This window comes from Phyllobacterium trifolii, assembly GCF_014192095.1.
In the GTDB taxonomy this organism is placed as follows: Bacteria; Pseudomonadota; Alphaproteobacteria; order Rhizobiales; family Rhizobiaceae; genus Phyllobacterium; species Phyllobacterium trifolii.
The window spans coordinates 1-18,473 of record NZ_JACHXN010000004.1 but is presented as its reverse complement, the minus strand read 5'-3'; the positions used below and the strand labels follow the sequence as shown (position 1 = coordinate 18,473).

The window sequence follows — 18,473 nt, the reverse complement described above, 5'->3', positions numbered from 1 at the left end:
GCTTGGACCCGGTGACATCCATCCGGCCGTTGCTTGCCGTCGCTGTCGCAGGTCTGGCGGCCCTTGCAATTCTCCTTCTGAACAACCGCGAGAAACTCCGCGATGTCGTCTCGCCATTGGCCGCGATTGCCATGTTCGCGATTGTTGTCTCGATGGCGCCCACCGTGCTGGCAGGTGGGACGGTCGATTTACGCCTGTTCGAGATTCTGCCGGGGATAGACTTCGCCTTCCGGGTCGATGCGCTTGGCATGGTGTTCGCCACGGTCTCGTCGCTGCTGTGGATCGTGGCAGCGATCTATTCCATCGGCTACATGCGGCACTTGAACGAGCACGCACAAACCCGATTCTTCGCTTGCTTTGCCACCAGCCTCGCGGCGGCCGTCGGGGGTGCCTTCTCCGCCAACCTTTTCACGCTGGTGATCTTCTACGAGGTGCTCAGCCTCGTTACCTATCCGCTCGTTTACCACCACGAAGACGAAGAAGGATGGGCGGGCAGCCGCAAATACCTCGTCTATTTGATGGGGGCGTCGAAGAGCGTGCTTCTCGCCGCGCTGGCGCTGACCTACCACATTGCGGGGTCGCTCGACTTTGTTGCCGGCGGGCTGCTGGCTGGCGTCGATGCCTCGCCGGCACTGTTGACGGTCGTTTATTTCTGCTATCTCTTTGGCTTCGCCAAGGCTGCGGTGATGCCGATGCATGCCTGGCTGCCTGCCGCGATGGTGGCGCCGACGCCGGTCAGTGCGCTCCTGCATGCGGTTGCAGTTGTCAAGATGGGCGTGTTCTGCGTGCTTCGCGTGGTGTTTCACATCTTTGGCACAGGGCTCGTGGACGGGCTCGGCCTCGGCATCGCCACGGCCTATCTTGTATCGTTCACAATCCTGATGGCATCGATCTACGCCCTGACGCGCGACGACCTGAAGGCGAGGCTCGCCTATTCGACGGTCAGCCAGCTCTCCTACATCGTGTTGGGCGCGGTTCTCCTGTCACCGGTCGCGATGGTCGGCGGGATCCTCCACATTGCAGCTCATGCGTTTTCCAAGATCACGCTCTTTTTCTGTGCCGGGTCGATCTACTGCGCGTCTGGCAAGCGGAACATCAGCGACATGGCCGGTATTGGCCGAAGGCTGCCCTGGACGATGGGGGCGTTCTTTGTCGGCTCCCTCAGCATGATTGGAGTGCCGCCGACCGCCGGCTTCGTCAGCAAGTGGTATCTGGCGCTGGGTTCTGTGGAGGCGGGGGATATTGCGTTCCTGATCGTGATCCTGGTGAGCTCGGTCCTGAACGCCGCCTACTTTCTGCCGGTCAGCTATGTCGCTTTTTTCGGGACGTCGTCTCAGGAAAGCCCGGCGACTGTTCGCGAAATTCCGATGATGACGGTCCCGCTGGTCGCGACGGCCATCCTGTCGGTGTTGATGGGCGTCTTCCCCGACTATTTTCTCGCCCTAGCGCAAGGAGTTGTCAGATGATAGAGCGCGTGGTTGATTTCTTTGGTGACGAAAGATACGCGAGCCAGCGACGCCGGCTGTTCTATCTGGTGCTCGTTCTGGTCGTCATCGCCGATTTTCTGGTCCCCCGCGAACATGCCGAATACCTGTGGGACCGCTTGCCGGGCTGGTCGGCGGTCTACGGCTTCGGCTCCTGTGTGCTGCTGATTTTCGTTTCCAAGTTCCTTGGCCATCAGGGTGGGATTATGCGGCGCGAGGACTACTATGACTGACTTTGTCCATCCCACGCTGCTGTTTATTCTCGGCGCCTTGCCGATCCCCTTCCTGAGAGGGCCAATCGGCAAGGCGTACCTGCTTTTGATCCCGACGCTGGCCATCGTCGTCGTGCTCACGATGCAGCCGGGCAACTACGGCGCTGCGCAAATCATCGGGCAGGAAATCCTGGTCGCGAAGGTGGACAAGCTGAGTATCGTCTTCGCTACCGTTTTCACCATCATGGCGCTGATCGGGATGGTCTACGCGTTGCATCTGACGCATGCCGGGCAGCATGTGGCTGCATTCATCTACGTCGGCAGTGCACTCGGCGTGGTATTCGCCGGTGACTACCTGACACTGTTCCTGTTCTGGGAAGGTATGGCGTTTGCCTCTGCCTATCTGGTCTTCGCCCAAGGCGGCCGGAAGGCGGTCGCCGCCGGCTTCCGCTACCTCATGGTCCACATCACCGGCGGCGTCGTTCTGCTTGGTGGCATCATTCTCCACGGGGTCGCCACCGGTTTGCTGCTCTTCGGCCCGATTGAGGGCGAAATGGGCGCCGCCGCCTACCTGATCCTTGCCGGGTTCACCCTCAACGCCGCAGTGCCGCCGCTCAACGCATGGCTAACGGACGCCTACCCGGAGGCGACCGTCACCGGGGCCGTGTTCATGAGCGCCTTTACCACGAAGACCGCCGTCTATGTACTGGCGCGGGCGTTTCCGGGGACCGAGCTGTTGGTTTGGCTCGGTGCCGTCATGGCGCTCTACGGTGTCATCTACGCGGTGCTGGAAAACGACTGCCGACGGCTCCTGGCCTATCACATCGTCAGCCAGGTGGGCTACATGGTGGCGGGGATCGGGATCGGGACCGAGATGGCGGTGAACGGGGCCGCAAGCCATGCCTTCGCGCATATCCTATACAAGTCGCTGCTGTTCATGGGGGCGGGGGCGGTGATCTATGTCACCGGGCGGCGAAAGCTCACCGAGCTCGGCGGACTCTACAGGACCATGCCGCTTACTGTCGCGCTCTACATGGTCGGCGCCTTCGCGATTTCGGCATTTCCATTCTTCTCGGGCTTCGTCACGAAGTCGATGGTGGTGGCTGCGGCCGGACAGGATCACCGCGCGCTGGTGGTGCTGGCACTGACGATGGCGTCGTCGGGAACGTTCCTGCACACCGGACTCAAGCTACCGTACTACATGTTCTTCGGCTCGGACCAGAAGCTGGAGGCGCGGGAACCTCCCCGCAACATGTTGGTTGCGATGGGCATGGCGGCGGTGCTCTGCATTGCGATTGGCGTGTTCCCCCAGCCGCTCTATGCATTGCTGCCCTATCCGGTTGATTTCCAACCCTATACGGGCGTCCATATTACCGAGAGCCTCGGCTTGCTGATGTTCACCGCCTTGGGGTTCGTGCTTTTCCTCAAGTCCCTCGACCCCGAGAACACAATCAGCATCGACACTGACTGGTTCTACCGCAAGGGAGCGAAGTATTTCATGTGGCTCGCGGAGAAGCCGCTGGCGCGCTACGAGAAAGCCGTGAGCAATGTATCCGAGACCGCGGTCCTGCCCTTCCTGCATGGGGCGGCACGAACGGGACTGCGGATCGATATCGCCGGCGTGGACGCCGTCGTGAACGGCGTCGCCCGCTCGATCCTGGGTGGTGGCGGGGCACTGCGACGACTCCAGACCGGCGTCGTGACCCACTATGTGCTGGCGATGATCGTCGGGTTGATCGCAGCCATCGTCGTCTTCGCCGTGGCGTGGCGGTAGGGGGGGCAATGGGGTTCCCGCTGCTTAGTCTCATCGTTTTCACGCCCGCCGCGGGGGCAGCGTTTCTGATCTTTCTGCGCAGCGACAATGCGATGCGGTGGACGGCACTGGCCGTCACCGTCATCGACCTCGCGCTCTGCATCCTTATGCTGGCCCGCTTTGACACCGCTACCCACGCAATGCAGTTCACCGAGACGCGGCCGTGGGTGCCCGCGCTCGGGATCACATATGCGCTCGGCATCGACGGAATCAGCGCGCTCTTCGTGTTCCTGACCGGGCTGCTAGGTTGGATTTGCGTGCTCGCCTCATGGGTCGCGATTGACCGAAAGGTCAAGGAGTTCATGATCAGTCTGTTGGTCATGCAGGCGCTGATGCTGGGGGTGTTCTGCGCGCTCGACCTGTTCCTGTTTTACGTCTTCTGGGAGGCGACGCTAATCCCGATGTATCTGATCATCGGTGTCTGGGGAGGCGAAGGCCGGGTGTATGCGGCCTTCAAATTCTTCCTCTACACACTGGCGGGCAGCCTGCTGTTCCTCATCGGTGTCATCGTACTCTATTTCCACGGCGGCGAGACCTTCGACATACTCGCCTTGACAGCGCAGGATTTGCCATTCCAGGTCCAGGCCTGGCTATTCTTCGCCTTCCTGATCGCCTTCGCGGTCAAGGTACCGATGGTCCCGGTCCATACCTGGCTGCCCGACGCCCATGTGCAGGCCCCGACGGCGGGTAGCATCATCCTCGCCGGCGTGCTCCTGAAGATGGGCGCCTACGGATTCCTGCGGTTCTCGCTGCCGATGCTGCCGGAGGCGTCGGTGCATTACTCGACGCTGATGCTGGTACTGTCGGCGCTTGCGATCGTCTATGGCGGGTTGCTTGCGCTGGCGCAGGACGATCTGAAGAAGCTGGTGGCCTATTCGAGCATTAGTCACATGGGCTTCGTGACGCTGGGGATTTTTGCGCTGAACTTCCGCGGGCTCGAGGGCGGCATCCTGCAAATGTTCAATCATGGCGTGACGACGGGCGCGTTGTTCCTGTTCGTCGGCCTGATCTATGAGCGCACACATACGCGCAGCATGGCCGATTATGGCGGGTTGATGAAGGCGGCCCCGGTTTACACGACGTTTCTTGCGCTGTTCACGCTGTCGTCGATGGCGCTGCCGGGTACGAATTCATTCGTCGGCGAGTTGCTGGTGCTGTCGGGAGGATTTGCTGCCAACCTGGCCGTCGGTGCGGCTGCCGTTTTGGGCGCATTGCTGGGCGCCGCTTATCTGCTCGGCATGTACAGGAAAGTCGCGCTCGGTCCGGCCAGTGTCGGCGCCCGGTTCAAGATACGCGACGTGAACGCCCGCGAGATGACTGCGATCCTGCCGCTGGCAGTCTTCGTGCTTTGGGTCGGGCTCTATCCCAAACCCTTTCTCAACATCATCGACGCCTCGGTGAAGCATTTGCTGGCGCAGGTGCACGCCAAAGGGGGCGGCCAATGACCGCCGCCGACCTCCTTCAGTCGATCCTTGCGAGCCTGCCCGAGATCGTGGTGGTCACTGGCGCCTGCATCCTGCTGATCCTGGGGCAGTTTGTGCGGAAAGGGCAGGAACATTTCCTTGTCTGGGCTTCTGTCGCGATCGTGCTGATTGCCGCCGTAGGGACGCTTATGCTGGCGAGTGAGGTGCGGCCAGCCTACACGGGCATGTTCATTGCCGACCGCTTCGCGGCCTTCTTCAAGGTCGTGTTCTACCTGGCGACCGTTCTGACATTCCTCCTTTCGCCCAAATACGCCGATGTCGAAGGAATCGGCAGCAGCGAATACTATGTCCTGCTGCTTTTTGCGCTTTCGGGAATGATGATCATGGCTTCGGCGACAGATCTCCTGTCGATCTATGTGGGCCTCGAACTGATGGTGCTGTGCACCTATGTGCTGACCGGCTATCTGAGACAGCAGCGGCGGTCGAACGAAGCGGCGCTGAAATACGTGATCCTTGGTGCGGTCTCGACGGGGATTTTCCTCTACGGTGTGTCGCTGGTCTATGGGCTTACGGGCACCACGCAGCTGGATGGAATGGCAGCGGCTGCGGCCGGCGACCCGCTCGATCCCGGATTGCTGCTGGCCGTGGTCTTCATCGTCGCCGGGCTGGTCTTCAAGGTTGGCGCGGTGCCGTTTCATATGTGGGTGCCGGACGTCTACGAAGGCGCGCCGACGACGGTCACCGCCTTTATGTCAGTGGGCCCCAAGGCGGCGGCGTTCGCGGTGATCCTGCGGGTGTTCCTCAACCCGCTGGTCGCAGCAACGGACGTTTGGATCGTCGTCGCGGTCGTTGCCGTCGTGACGATGGCGCTCGGCAGTTTCGTGGCGCTGGTGCAGGATAATTTCAAGCGCCTCCTGGCCTATTCAAGCATTGCCCATGCCGGATTCGCCATTTTCGGCGTGGTGGCTGGCGGTGCGGATGGGATCGCCAGCGTGATGCTTTACCTGCTGATCTACACCTTCATGAATCTCGGCATTTTCGGCATCGTCATCATGATGCGGAACGGCAATATCTCCGGCGAGGTTATTGAAGACTACTCCGGTTTCGCCAAGCCGCATCCCGGGCTGGCGCTTCTGATGCTACTCTATCTGTTCTCGCTGGCCGGCATCCCGCCGACGGCCGGGTTCTTCGCCAAGTTCTACGTGCTGGTCGCGCTCGTCGAGCGAGGCTTCGTCATTCTCGCGGTGATCGCAGTGCTACTGAGCGCCGTCGCCGCTTATTTCTACATCCGCATTGTCATGGTGATCTACATGCGCGAGCCGGGGAGGGCGTTCGACCCGGCACTGACGCCATTGGTCCGCGCCGCGCTCGCCTTCACCGCCGCCGGCACGATCGGCATTGGCCTATTCCCGGCGTGGTTTTTGAGACTCGCTCAACAGTCGGTATTTGGCGGCTGATCGATTGGATTTGCAATGAACTGCCCGACGGAATACACTTTCAATTCAGGAAAGGACTGCCCAAGTTACTTCCCGGGGCGACCGCATTACCGGTCCAGAGCGGATTCGGTCGCGGCCTGAGCAAAGCCCTCGGTGGATGACCGGGGCGATGCGATATGACAGCTGCAATGGAATTCCTGCCAGTTCTTTTCATGGTCGCTGGAATTGTTCTGGTGGCGGGCGTGACGCTTTTTGTTTCCTCGCTACTGCGTCCGTCCAATCCCTATCCCGCGAAGAACATGCCCTACGAATGTGGGATGGACCCGGCGGGCGACGCAGCCGGAGGCCGTTTCAGAGTTCAGTTCTTCATCCTCGCGATCCTGTTGGTGGTCTTCGATGTCGAGACGATGTTCTTGTTCCCCTGGGCCGTTGTCCTGAAAGACATCGGGCTGGTCGGTTATGTCGAGATGTTCGTCTTCATGTTGCTGCTCGTCGTGGGCTTCGCATACGCATGGCTGAAGGGAGCGCTGGAATGGGAGGCGTAAACAATACAATCCGCGACAGCGTGCTGTTCACCACGGCCGACAGCGTCATCAGCTGGAGCCGAAGGTCGGCGCTGTGGCCCGAGACGTTCGGTATCGCCTGCTGCGCAATCGAAATGATTGCGGCGGGTTGTTCGCGCTACGATCTCGACCGGTTTGGCGTGGTGTTCCGGCCGTCGCCGCGCCAATCCGACGTGATGATTATTGCCGGCACCGTGACGCGGAAATTCGCCCCCGTCGTGCTCCGTCTCTATGACCAGATGCCGGAACCGCGCTGGGTTATCGCGATGGGTACGTGCGCTATATCGGGCGGAGTCTACAACACCTACGCCGTGGTGCAGGGGGCGGAGACCTTCGTGCCGGTCGACGTGCATGTGCCCGGCTGCCCCCCGCGGCCGGAGGCGCTTATGCACGGCTTCCTTTTGCTTCAGGAGAAGATCAAGAAAACCCGGGCGTTAGCGGGGACTCCTCTGGAAAGGGTTGCGGCGCGATGAGCATGGAGGTGCCCCTCGATCGCGCCCCGATCACGGAGCGTTTCGGCGAGGCAATCGATGATCTTGGTTTTGCACATGGTGTTCATTCCTTCGCCGCTCCGCCTGAAATGATCGTCGAGCTTAGCCGGTTTCTCAAGGAGCACCCGGCGCTGCGGTTCAATTTCCTGTCAGACATCTGCGGAGTCGATCATTACCCTGAGATGCCGCGCTTCGAGGCCGTGTACCATCTCTATTCGCTGCCGAACAAATGGCGCGTTCGCATCAAGTGCCGCCTCGGCGATCCGCCGCGCGTCCCGTCGGTGATAGCGGTCTGGCGGACTGCTAACTGGCATGAGCGTGAAGCCTGGGACATGTACGGAATAAGGTTCGACGGCCACCCCGACTTGCGTCGGATCTACATGTGGGAAGGCTTCGAGGGCTTTCCGCAGCGCAAGGACTTTCCGCTCCGGGGTTACAAGGACAAGCTGAATCCATTTGGTGCCGAAGGCCCGCCGCCGACGCAGCCCGACCTCGCCACCAAGAACATTCCATAAGGAGGCCGCTTCACCGGGAACTTGAGATGACCGAAGTCACGGAACTGAGCAGGCCGGAAGGCGAAGCGCTCGACACCAGGGAGGTGCTTCTCAACCTCGGGCCGCAGCATCCCAGCACGCATGGGGTGCTGCGGCTTGTCCTTGAACTGGAAGGCGAATATGTCAAGCGGGTGGACCCGCATATCGGCTATCTCCACCGCGGTACCGAAAAACTGGCGGAGAGCTTCACCTATACCCAGATTTTTCCGCTGACAGATCGGCTCGATTACCTCTGCCCGCCGTCGAACAACCTGGCCTTCGCGCTGGCTGTGGAGAAGCTCCTGGGCATCGAGGCGCCGATCCGCGCGCAATATATCCGCGTGATGATGGCTGAGCTGGCGCGAATCTCCGGTCATCTCCTGATCACTGGCGCGCTGCCGCTGGACCTCGGCGCAATGACCGCATTGCTCTACGCCATGCGCGAGCGTGAAATGATCATGGACCTGCTTGAGATGATCAGTGGCGCACGGATGCACACCTCGTTCTGCCGGGTCGGCGGTGTGCGCGAGGACCTGCCGGACGGTTTTGTCCCCAAGATCAGAGAGTTCTGCGACATCTTCCCGAACCGGATCCGCGACTATGAACGGCTCGTGGAAAACAACAGGGTATTCCTGAACCGTACGCAGGGGATTGGCGTGATCTCCGCCGAGGACGGCATCGATCTCGGCCTGAGCGGCCCGAACCTGCGAGCTTCGGGCGTCGACTGGGACATCCGCCGCGACGAGCCTTATGAGATCTACGACCGGCTCGACTTCAACGTCATCACCCGCAATGAGGGCGATTGTTATGCCCGGTGGCAATGCCGGGTCGAGGAGATGCGCGAGAGCATCCGCATCATCGAACAATGCTTCGACCAGATGCCCGAGGGGCCGTTCCAGATCGACATGCCGACGATCGCTTTCCCGGTGGACAAGGACAAGGTGCATTGCTCGATGGAGGCGCTGATTCAGCACTTCGACCTGTCGGCCTATGGCTTCAAGGTGCCGAAAGGCGAGGTCTATTCGGCAATCGAGTCGCCAAAGGGCGAACTCGGATTTTACATCATCAGCGACGGTTCGGAAAAGCCGTTCCGCATGAAGGTGCGGGCACCGTCGTTCGTCAACCTTCAGGGACTGTTTGTGGCAAGCAATGCGCAGTACCTGGCGGACATGATCGCCGTGCTGGGCAGCTTCGACCCGGTGATGGGCGAGGTCGACAAGTAGCAGGGATTCTGACGCGATGAACATGCGCGAAAAGATCAAGGCAGCGGCGGCGCGGTATCCGGACCAGCGCTCGGCGATCATGCCCGCGCTACTGATCGCGCAGAAGGAACATGGCCACCTGCCCGGCCCCGTGTTGGAAGAGGTCGCGGATATCCTCGATGTCGAGCGGATCTGGGTTTACGAGCTGGCGACTTTCTACACCCTCTTCCATACCGAACCGGTGGGGGTGTTCCACCTGCAACTCTGCGACAATGTATCCTGCATGCTGCGTGGCGCCGAGGATTTGCTGAGGCATCTGGAGGAAGTGCTGGGAATCACGAAGGGCGGTACCACCCCGGACGGGCTGTTCACACTTTCGACCGTCGAATGCCTCGGCGCTTGCGAAATGGCCCCGGTGATGCAGGTCGGTGACGACTATCAAGGCGATCTCGACATCGCGCGGATCGACGCGTTGTTGGACAGGTTGCGGGCGACAGTGGGGCAAGCGACTGGTGCTGATCTCGCCGCCACAGTGCCGCCGGGAGAGTAGCGCCATGTTCGAACCGATCCTTCTGAGGAACGTGGACGTGCCGGACGGCCATTTGCTCGCCACCTACAGGGCCGGCGGCGGTTACCAGGCGCTGGCGAAAGCGCTTGATGAACACACGCCTGACGAGATCATCAGTCTCGTCAAAGAATCCAACCTGCGGGGTCGCGGTGGGGCCGGATTTCCAACCGGACTGAAATGGAGCTTTGTGCCGAAGCGTGCCGGCAAGCCGAAATACCTGTGCTGCAATGCCGATGAGGGCGAGCCGGGCACCTTCAAGGACCGGATCATCATGGAACGCGACCCGCATCAGCTGATCGAGGGTCTGGCGATCAGTGGCTACGCGATCGGTGCTGAAACCGCCTATGTCTACATCCGCGGGGAATACACGCTGGCAATCCAGCGGCTGGAGCAGGCGATCGCTGAGGCCCATGCGAAGGGTTATCTGGGAACGCGGATTAGGGGCTCGGATTTCAATTTCGTCGTGCACATCCATTGCGGTGCCGGCGCTTATATCTGCGGCGAGGAGACCGCAATGCTCGACTCGCTCGAAGGCAAGCGAGCGCAGCCGCGCCTGAAACCGCCGTTTCCGGCAGTCGAAGGGCTCTACGCAAGCCCGACAGTGATCAACAACGTCGAGACATTGGCCTGCGTCCCGCATATCGTGCTGCGGGGGGCAGGCTGGTTCCGCAACATCGGTCCCGACAAAAGCCCCGGCCCGAAGCTCTATTGTCTCAGCGGGCAGGTGCGGAAGCCGGGCCTTTACGAGCTGCCAATGGGTACACCGCTGCGAGAACTGATCGAAGATAGCGGCGGCGGGCCGCTGCCGGGTCGCAAAATCAAGGCAGTGATCCCCGGCGGGGTCTCGGCGCCGCTGATTCCGGCGCACGGGCTGGATGTTGGGATGGACTTCGATTCGCTGGCAGCCGCCGGTTCGATGCTCGGCTCGGCCGGGGTAATCGTGATCGACGACTCGACCTGTATGGTCAAGGTCGCCACCCGGATCATCGAATTCTTCCACCATGAGTCCTGTGGCAAGTGTACCCCGTGCCGCGAAGGACTGAATTGGGTTGTGAAAGTGCTGCGCCGGGTCGAGGCGGGGCAGGGGGTGCCGGGCGATCTGGAACAGCTGGAGGCGCTCTGCAAGGGCATTTTCGGCAACACGTTCTGCGCTCTGGGCGACGGCGCGGCTATGGGTTTGCGGGCGGCACTGACGCATTTCGAGCATGAGTTCGTCGCCCATATCGAGGAGCACAGGTGCCCGTTTCACTGAAGAGCAGGGGAGAAGGCGGTAAGAAAGTCATGGTTCGTGTCACGATAAATGAACAAACGCTGGAAGTGGAGACGGGCTCTACGGTGCTGCAGGCTGCCGAGCGCTTAGGCATCGACATCCCGACCTTCTGCTATCTGAAGCGGCTGCCGGCGCTGGCCTCATGCCGCATGTGCCTCGTGGAGATCGAGGGCCAGCGGCGGCTGCAGCCTTCCTGCGCCACCGCCGTCACTGACGGAATGGTCGTGCGGACGAATACGCCGCTGATTGATGAAACACGCTCGTCCATGCTCGACATGCTGCTGGCCAACCACCCCCTCGACTGCCCGATCTGCGACAAGGGCGGCGAGTGCGAGCTCCAGGACATGGTGATGGCGTACGGGCCCCGCGAAAGCCGCTTCCGCGATGCCAAACGTGTGTTCCACTCGGAGGACATCCGCCTCAGCCCGGTCATCATCATGAACGTCAACCGCTGCATACAGTGCCAGCGCTGTGTCCGAATGTGCGAGGAGGTGGTCGGCGCGGTCGCCTTGGGCACGGTTGAAAAAGGCATGGATACCGCCGTGACCGGCTTCGAGGGCAGTCTCGCGAGTTGCGACCAATGCGGCAATTGCGTCGAGGTCTGTCCGGTTGGCGCACTGATGAGCTTTCCTTATCGCTACAAAGCGCGGCCCTGGGATCTGGCCGAGACCGACACCGTCTGCCCGCATTGCGGCACCGGCTGTCAGTTGACAGTCGGCACGCGCAAGGGTGAGTTCATGCGGGTCCGCTCGAAAGCGGAGCACGGGGTCAATCGCGAAACCCTCTGCGTGCGCGGGCGCTTCGGCCTCGATTTCGTCGCGAGCCAGGATCGGATCAAGCGGCCGATGGTCCGTCGTGATGGCACCCTCGTTCCGGTTTCCTGGGAAGAAGCGGGGGACTACCTGCAGAAGCGCTTGTCGGTCGTCGAGGGAAAGCCTGCGGGCGGGCTGGCCTCGTCGCGCCTTCCCAACGAGATGCTTTATCAGTTCCAGAAAATGATGCGAACGGTATTCCGGACGAACAACATAGACTGCGCGTCGCGCTGGTCCACGCCTTTCGATGCGCTCGGCCCACTGGTGGCGGGTTTCTACACCCGCGCGCCGCTGGAGGAAGTGATCGGCAACGACTGCGTGCTTGTCATCGGCGGCAACGTGACCGACGAAAACCCGGTCACCGAATACCTGCTGCGGGATGGCGCTCGGCGGCGGCAGTCCGGGTTGCTCATGCTGTCTGCGCGGCCATCCCGCCTGGATGCAGACGCCCGGGCAGTTGTTCGCGCTTCGCCAGGCGGTGAGGCTGCGAGGCTTGCCGCGGTGGTGGTCGGTCTCGTGGAGGCGGCTGGTGAGGCCATGCCAGGCGAGATGCTTGCGAAGATCGGCGCGACCACAGCGGCCACCAACAGTGACGAAACGGACCGCCTGGCCAGAGCGCTGCTGGAGGGCCGGAGCGTTACGGTGCTTGTCAGCGCCGACCTTCTGAGGTCGTCACTAGCGCGCGCGACGTTGCAACAGCTCAACAACCTTTTGCAGGTTCTCCGCGTACTGGGCAAGGGACTTGCGATGCAGTTCCTCTTCGACCGTGTCAATCAGCTGGGCGCCTGGGATATGGGAGTTCTGCCGGCGGTGCTGCCGGGGCTGTGCGCGGTCACCGATGATGCGGCGCGCGCGACGCTCGAGCGGGCCTGGGGCGCCGAGATCCCGTCCGAACCGGGAGCGGATTTCGACGCCATGCTGGAGCTCTGTGACACGGGGCGAATAGGCGCGCTCTATATCGCCGGAAGCGACCCCCTGATGTCCTATCCTGACCGGGAATTCGTGCAGCGGGCGCTTCGTGCCGCCGATCTCCTGATCGTACAGGACGCTTTCCTCACCGATACTGCGGGCGTGGCCGATGTGGTGCTTCCAGCTGCGAGTTATGGCGAGGAATCCGGCACTTTCACTAACAACGAAGGCCGGATCCAGAAGGTCTGCAAGTTCCGCGACCCCCCCCTCGATTCGCGCGGCAATCTGGCGATCTTCGACTTCGTCGCGGCGCTTCGCAACCAAGCGTTGCGCCCATCGGTTCAACGCGAGATTTTCGACGAGATTGCTCGGCTGGTTCCGGCCTACGAGGGGCTAACGCAGGACCGGCTTGGCGCTGACGGAGCATTCACCAAGGCGTCCCGTGTGCCGCCAGTTGGCGAGTTCTTCGCCCCGCCGCTTGCCCCCATTGCAACCGACAGGCTCATGTTGATCACCGGCAACTGCCTGTTCCACAACGGATATCTGTCCGAACACTCGGAAATCCTGAATACGGTCGCGGATGACCCCTATGTCGAGATGAGCGCGCGGGATGCCGTGAAGCTAGGCCTTTCGGATGGCGATCAAGTGGTCGTGCGATCCGCCCAAAGCGAGCTGACCGCGCAGCTAAAGGTCAACAAGCGTTTCCCCACGGGCCTCGTGTTCGTTCCCGAAAATTACAGAGCCCTGCGTCTCAACGGACTGATGCGGCGGGGCGAATATCCATGCCCGGTGAACGTTCAAAAGGCGCACGCAGCCTTCGAGATCGCCACCGTCGTCGGTGTCGGGGCGGGACCCGGGATCTGAGCTGAGGCACTACGGGGCTCACTGACACGTGCCCGGCGTCTGAACCTCAAGCCGGGGACGTCAGTGATGAGCGGTCCCGGCAATGTATTCATGTAGCGCCTGCTCGTTGCGAAGCGCTTCGTCGAGGCGGTGCTTGACCACGTCGCCGATGCTCACCACACCAACAGCGGCGCCGCCATCCATGACCAATACATGGCGCGTGCGCCGCTCAGTCATGATCGCCATCACAAAGGGCAGAAAATCCTCTGTCGAACAGGTCGCCACACTGCGGTTCATGATGTCGGCGACCCGCATTATGGGTGCCTCGGTTCCGTATTCAGCCACCGCATTGCAGCAGTCTCGCTCCGACAGAGTGCCCAGGCATTCCCCGGGCGAACGGCTGACGACCACGAAACCGATGTTATTGTCTCGAAACAGCCGCAGGACTTCTACCATCGGCTCATCTGGTGTGACCGAAATGAGCTCGGGAGACTTACTCTTCAAGATTTGGCAGACGTGCATCTAAGCCTCCTCTTTGCGCGCTCCGGCTTGATTGGCGGCGCGCGGTTACGTTCGCCGGATATTCCGCCACCAGTTGTATCCCCGCCGCTCGCTCGTCTCGACGAGAACATCTTGCTCGGTGTTCAGGCGCGCAGCGACCACACCGCCACCGGTCCTCGCCTTGCCCGGCTTGCCGAGCAGATCGTCCCGCCCGACTACTAGGTCACGCGAGGAAAAACTCGAAAACTCATACTGTTGGCCAAGCGCGATCGCGTCGGCCGGGCAGGCGTCCTCGCACAGCCCGCAAAATAGGCACCGGGCCATGTCGATCTCGAACTTTGCCGGGTGCCGGCTGCCCTTGTCGTCCTCATAGGGAATGACTTCGATGCAGTCGCAGGGGCAAATCCGTGCGCAAAGTTCGCAGGCCACGCATTTGATCTCGCCCTCGTCGTCGCGCGTGAGGAAGTGATGCCCGCGGTAACGCGGGTAGGGCAACCATTTTTCCTTGTCCGGATACTGCATGGTCACGGATCTGGAGAACATGTAGCCGAAGGTCAAAGCCAACGCGCTCGCCAGATCGGCGAAGAACGCCCATCCGATCCATGTTCCAACTCTGTCCCGTGCAAGCGACATCGCCGCCTCGCTACGGAGCCGCTACGGCCCCTAAAGCAACACCGGTTATGATTATGTTCGCCATCGACAAAGGAAGCAAGACTTTCCATCCGATCGCCATCAGTTGGTCGTAGCGGTAGCGCGGGAAAGTGAAGCGGAACCAGATAAACAAATAGACGAAGAACGCGACCTTGAGCAGAAACCAGAGGAGCGGTGGCAGGGGGACCAGTATGCCGTTCCAGCCGCCGAAGAACAGGATCACCACCAGGACAGACACCAGCAACACGATGGCATATTCGCTGACCATGAAGAACGCAAAGCGGATACCGCTGTATTCGGTATGGAAGCCGGCCCCCAGATCGCCTTCCGCTTCCGCCAGGTCGAAGGGAATGCGCTGCGCTTCGGCCAGTCCGGCGACGAAGAACACGAAGAAGCCGACCGGTTGGTAGACGACATTCCAGACATCGGCTTGCGCCCGCACGATCTCGAGGAGGCTCATGGATTGCGCCAACATTACCACGCCGATGACCGCGAATCCCATCGGGATCTCGTAGCTGATCATCTGAGCGCAGGTCCTGAGGCTGCCCAGGACAGCGTATTTGCTGTTAGCGGCCCAGCCGCCGAAGATAACGCCATAGACCTCGAGCCCGATCACCGCGAAGACGAAAAGGAGCGCCACATTCATGTTTGAGACGTAGAGTGTGATCTCGGCGCCGAGGACCGAGACGGTTTCGCCGAATGGGATCGCGACGAACACCACAAAAGGCGGGGTGAGAGCCAAGATTGGCGCCAGTTTGAACAGGAAGCGGTCGGCCTCTGCCGGGATGTGGTCCTCTTTGGTTAACAGCTTGATTCCGTCCGCCACCGGCTGCAGCAGGCCGTGCCACCCCACCCGCATCGGCCCCATCCGCTGCTGCATGCGCCCGGCAATCTTGCGTTCCAGCCAGGTTAGCGGCAAGGGCAGCAGCAGGAGGATCGCAATCAACAACGCGACCTTGAAGGCAATCAGGCCAAGGGCGACGATAAGTTCCATGATCCGCGACTACTTATTCAACGGGGTTGAAACGCGCGACCGGACTTTGGCTCCGGCCGTACTGAGCACTTTCCGCTACTGCACGGTACGACGGCGACGCACCACATGCAATGCCATCACAACTATGTCGTCGCTGGCACGGTGTGTCCGGACTCAGGACATCTGATACGCGTGGTTTGATGCGCACTTTTGGGTGCGGACCATCGCTGATCCGCGCCAAGATCATTGCAACCACCGTTGTCGCTCAAGCTTCTTCTGGCATGATCAAATGGTTGGGCGGGCCCGGGCCCGCCACAGGCGTTAACTCCACGTCGGCGGCCGAGGCGCGACCAAGATCGCACATCTACGATAGGTGGCTGAAGCGGGCGACCCGCGCATCCTTCATGAGGCTGCGAAAGTTCGGTCCACTGACGTGCACCAGTGTCTTGTGGTCACCGCCCTCGAAATAGACGTCGCTGGCGTCGCCGAGGCTTTCGTCGAGGATCACCGGCACATCGTAGGCCGACCCGATTGGGGGCACCGCGCCAATGTCGCAATCGGCGAAGAGCGAACTGACCTCCTCCTCCGAGGCGAGGCCAAGGCGCCTGTCCACCACATCCTGCAATGTGGAGAGCTCGATCCGGTGCGTGCTCGGAACAACGGCTAGTACGTACCCCATTTCGTGATGCACGACCACCGATTTGGCCAGCCTGCTGCCTGGAACACGTGCCGCCCGCGCCGACTGGCTGGTTGTTGCTGTACGGTGATGAGCGACGGTGTCGTAGGCGATACCCTGCCCGTCGATATAGTTCCGGAGTTTCGTTGCGATTGTCATCGTAGGCGCCCCTCATGTTGCGTGGTGAGGCATAAAAAGACATTCTCCTCTGATAACCTGCGAAGTCAACGACGAATGAGAGGCGCAATTGCAACAGTGCCTCGGTTCGGTTGCCCACATGTCCCGCTTGCTGTCACGGAGACCGCTGCAACTGCCGTTTGAGCCTACGGATCAGTTCGAGCGGATCGCGCAAACTGGTCTTGGGATTATTCCCTTCAAGGCATCAACCTTCCACCATCAGACGGCTCAAGAGAAAGCGATGGTCCGCGTGACAAATCGCTTGAAGGCTTCCAAGGTTTCCGGACTGACATGGTGCTCGATGCCTTCTGCATCAATTCTTGCCGTCTCAATACTGATGCCAATAGCGCATAGAAATGATTCAACTATGTGATGGCGCTCACGGCTCTGTTCCGCGAGCTGTTTGCCGATATCCGTCAGAAAGACGCCACGATATCGGCGCTGTTGAATATAGCCGTCCACAGCCAGCCGCTTCAGCATTTTCGCTACGGTCGGCTGAGCCACTCCAAGACGTCTTCGTCGCAAGCGGCCTTCGCCGAATGATATTTGGCATCTTGACCTGCCACGGAAGCGTGATGGAATCAGTTCCAGGAAAGACTACCAGCCTTATCTCACACCAAATTTGGATCTATATCTGGCCAGGCTTTTATCAGGACTGCGACTTGAGCCGCAGCGACAAAAGACCATTTCTCCAGATTGCCGTAAAGGTCTATAATTACATCGTATCCGCCTCCACGGAGGGTGCCGTCGATGAATGACCTCATTGCCTTTATGTCGCTTACAGCCATCGGTTTGATAATCGTAACAAACCTGCTGATGATGATCTACGATTAGCTTGGCTGAAGCTCTCGGCTCTTGCACAGGACCACCAGACGGGCCGCCGGGATTGTTCTCGTGATTCGCGTTTTCGTCGACGCCGTAACCTTCCTTGCTCAAACTGGCACACTCCGCATGACACAGTTCATTTCGGTCCATGCTCCCGTTGCGGATATCAAACCGCCGAGACCAAGTTAAAGCCCGATGCACGGCCATTGGAAATGGCGAAGTAGAACCGAGCCATTCGGACTGTTTCCCGGGCTAAAGCTGATAAAGGAATCGCCTTCAGAGTCGATTAAACTCGGACGTATAGCCCCTGCGGATCCAGAGCAGGGAAAACGAAATGCGAAATACGTGCCTTATTGGGGCGTTTAATTCCATAGCGATAGGAACACGCTATCCAGACAGCAAACTCCGTCGGCATTTACAAATGGAGAAAGTCCCATTCTCCGATAGGTATCACGGTGAGAAAATGACGGCGGCGCCGCTTGACGGTTTCTCCGTTATCTCCCGTAAAATCTACGGGTTGAATGGAGGAGTCATGGCCATAGACTGGATTGCTACACTACAAGAAAGGCGGACCTGGTACTGAGATCTCGACGACGGTGGCGAAGTCGCTGATTATTCTATGGATCTCTATAATCGGTGCAGATGCTTCGGATTTCGCAGCGCAGGAACGCATTCGCGACTACGCTATCCGCCCGCCATAATCACGTTGTGACAAGCGTCCGCAATGGCATGTTGCGGTCCGCAAACCCAAAATGGTCACTCTTATTGCCTCCGCCAGAAAACTCCTGACGATCGATGCCACTATGGCTGCTCGCCAAACAAATACGGTCGTTCGCATTGGCGCGGTTCACTTGTACACCGCTATCTGGATTTAGTTGCCGCAACCTTGAAGAACTCGCCGAGTTCTATCGGGAATGGAAACACGATCGTTGAATTCTTCTCATTGGCGATCACATTCAGCGTGCTGAGATAACGCAGTTGCATGGCTTCAGGCCGCTGCCCCAGGATATGGGCGGCCTCTAGCAATTTCTGAGCAGCTTGCTGCTCGCCCTCGGCGTTGATGACTTTGGCTCGCCGTTCGCGTTCGGCCTCGGCTTGCCTGGCGATGGC

Annotated in this window: 16 protein-coding genes and 2 pseudogenes; 12 read left to right on the top strand and 6 right to left on the bottom strand. The window is 60.4% G+C overall.

Annotation, left to right across the window (positions count from 1 at the left end; translation table 11 throughout):
* Positions 1–2: 2 nt before the first annotated feature.
* The 12 genes from FHS21_RS07135 to nuoG all read left to right on the top strand — a co-directional run bounded on the left by FHS21_RS07135 (position 3) and on the right by nuoG (position 13,581).
* The gene (locus FHS21_RS07135; RefSeq protein ID WP_112531731.1) at positions 3–1,466 is read left to right on the top strand and encodes a monovalent cation/H+ antiporter subunit D family protein; all 1,464 of its coding nucleotides are present in this window, start codon (positions 3–5) and stop codon (positions 1,464–1,466) included.
* Positions 1,463–1,717, top strand: a complete 255-nt coding sequence (locus FHS21_RS07130) for a hypothetical protein (protein ID WP_112531732.1) — start codon at positions 1,463–1,465, stop codon at positions 1,715–1,717. Before FHS21_RS07135 ends, FHS21_RS07130 begins: the two co-directional genes overlap by 4 nt.
* A complete protein-coding gene (locus FHS21_RS07125) occupies positions 1,710–3,470 on the top strand; it encodes a Na(+)/H(+) antiporter subunit D (protein ID WP_183661534.1) in 1,761 nt (586 codons plus the stop codon). Before FHS21_RS07130 ends, FHS21_RS07125 begins: the two co-directional genes overlap by 8 nt.
* 8 nt (positions 3,471–3,478) lie before the next feature.
* Positions 3,479–4,954, top strand: a complete 1,476-nt coding sequence (locus tag FHS21_RS07120; RefSeq protein WP_112531734.1) for an NADH-quinone oxidoreductase subunit M — start codon at positions 3,479–3,481, stop codon at positions 4,952–4,954.
* Positions 4,951–6,390 carry an NADH-quinone oxidoreductase subunit N gene (locus tag FHS21_RS07115; RefSeq protein ID WP_183661532.1) on the top strand — a complete coding sequence of 480 codons (1,440 nt, stop codon included), beginning with the start codon at positions 4,951–4,953 and terminating at the stop codon, positions 6,388–6,390. The genes FHS21_RS07120 and FHS21_RS07115 overlap by 4 nt, the downstream gene beginning before the upstream one ends.
* A 155-nt stretch (positions 6,391–6,545) precedes the next feature.
* Entirely contained in the window at positions 6,546–6,914 is a 369-nt protein-coding gene (locus FHS21_RS07110; RefSeq protein ID WP_246410909.1) for an NADH-quinone oxidoreductase subunit A, read from the top strand.
* Positions 6,902–7,405 carry a NuoB/complex I 20 kDa subunit family protein gene (locus FHS21_RS07105; RefSeq protein ID WP_112531736.1) on the top strand — a complete coding sequence of 168 codons (504 nt, stop codon included), beginning with the start codon at positions 6,902–6,904 and terminating at the stop codon, positions 7,403–7,405. The genes FHS21_RS07110 and FHS21_RS07105 overlap by 13 nt, the downstream gene beginning before the upstream one ends.
* Positions 7,402–7,938: an NADH-quinone oxidoreductase subunit C gene (locus FHS21_RS07100; RefSeq protein WP_112551855.1), complete on the top strand. Its 537-nt coding sequence runs from the start codon at positions 7,402–7,404 to the stop codon at positions 7,936–7,938. Before FHS21_RS07105 ends, FHS21_RS07100 begins: the two co-directional genes overlap by 4 nt.
* Positions 7,939–7,964: 26 nt before the next feature.
* Positions 7,965–9,179: an NADH dehydrogenase (quinone) subunit D gene (nuoD, locus tag FHS21_RS07095; protein WP_112531738.1), complete on the top strand. Its 1,215-nt coding sequence runs from the start codon at positions 7,965–7,967 to the stop codon at positions 9,177–9,179.
* A gap of 16 nt (positions 9,180–9,195) precedes the next feature.
* Positions 9,196–9,708, top strand: a complete 513-nt coding sequence (nuoE, locus tag FHS21_RS07090) for an NADH-quinone oxidoreductase subunit NuoE (protein WP_112531739.1) — start codon at positions 9,196–9,198, stop codon at positions 9,706–9,708.
* A 4-nt stretch (positions 9,709–9,712) separates the two neighbouring features.
* Entirely contained in the window at positions 9,713–10,978 is a 1,266-nt protein-coding gene (nuoF, locus tag FHS21_RS07085) for an NADH-quinone oxidoreductase subunit NuoF (protein ID WP_112531740.1), read from the top strand.
* 29 nt (positions 10,979–11,007) lie between these two features.
* Positions 11,008–13,581, top strand: coding sequence for an NADH-quinone oxidoreductase subunit NuoG (gene nuoG / locus FHS21_RS07080; protein WP_112531741.1), 2,574 nt, complete (start codon positions 11,008–11,010; stop codon positions 13,579–13,581).
* Positions 13,582–13,641: 60 nt separating this feature from the next.
* Here nuoG and FHS21_RS07075 read toward each other — a convergent pair whose 3' ends face one another.
* The 6 genes and pseudogenes from FHS21_RS07075 to FHS21_RS07050 form a co-directional block, all read right to left on the bottom strand.
* On the bottom strand, positions 13,642–14,082 hold the full coding sequence (locus tag FHS21_RS07075; RefSeq protein WP_183661531.1) for a CBS domain-containing protein: 441 nt from the start codon (positions 14,080–14,082) through the stop codon (positions 13,642–13,644).
* Between the two features lie 45 nt (positions 14,083–14,127).
* Complete coding sequence (locus tag FHS21_RS07070) at positions 14,128–14,694, bottom strand: NADH-quinone oxidoreductase subunit I (RefSeq protein ID WP_112531743.1); 567 nt, start codon at positions 14,692–14,694, stop codon at positions 14,128–14,130.
* Between the two features lie 10 nt (positions 14,695–14,704).
* Entirely contained in the window at positions 14,705–15,706 is a 1,002-nt protein-coding gene (gene nuoH, locus FHS21_RS07065) for an NADH-quinone oxidoreductase subunit NuoH (RefSeq protein ID WP_112531744.1), read from the bottom strand.
* 343 nt (positions 15,707–16,049) lie between these two features.
* On the bottom strand, positions 16,050–16,520 hold the full coding sequence (locus FHS21_RS07060) for an aminoacyl-tRNA deacylase (RefSeq protein WP_112531745.1): 471 nt from the start codon (positions 16,518–16,520) through the stop codon (positions 16,050–16,052).
* Positions 16,521–16,766: 246 nt separating this feature from the next.
* Positions 16,767–17,054: pseudogene (gene mntR, locus FHS21_RS07055) on the bottom strand (manganese-binding transcriptional regulator MntR); the annotation flags it as partial.
* A gap of 1,170 nt (positions 17,055–18,224) precedes the next feature.
* A pseudogene (locus tag FHS21_RS07050) lies at positions 18,225–18,473 on the bottom strand (slipin family protein); the annotation flags it as partial.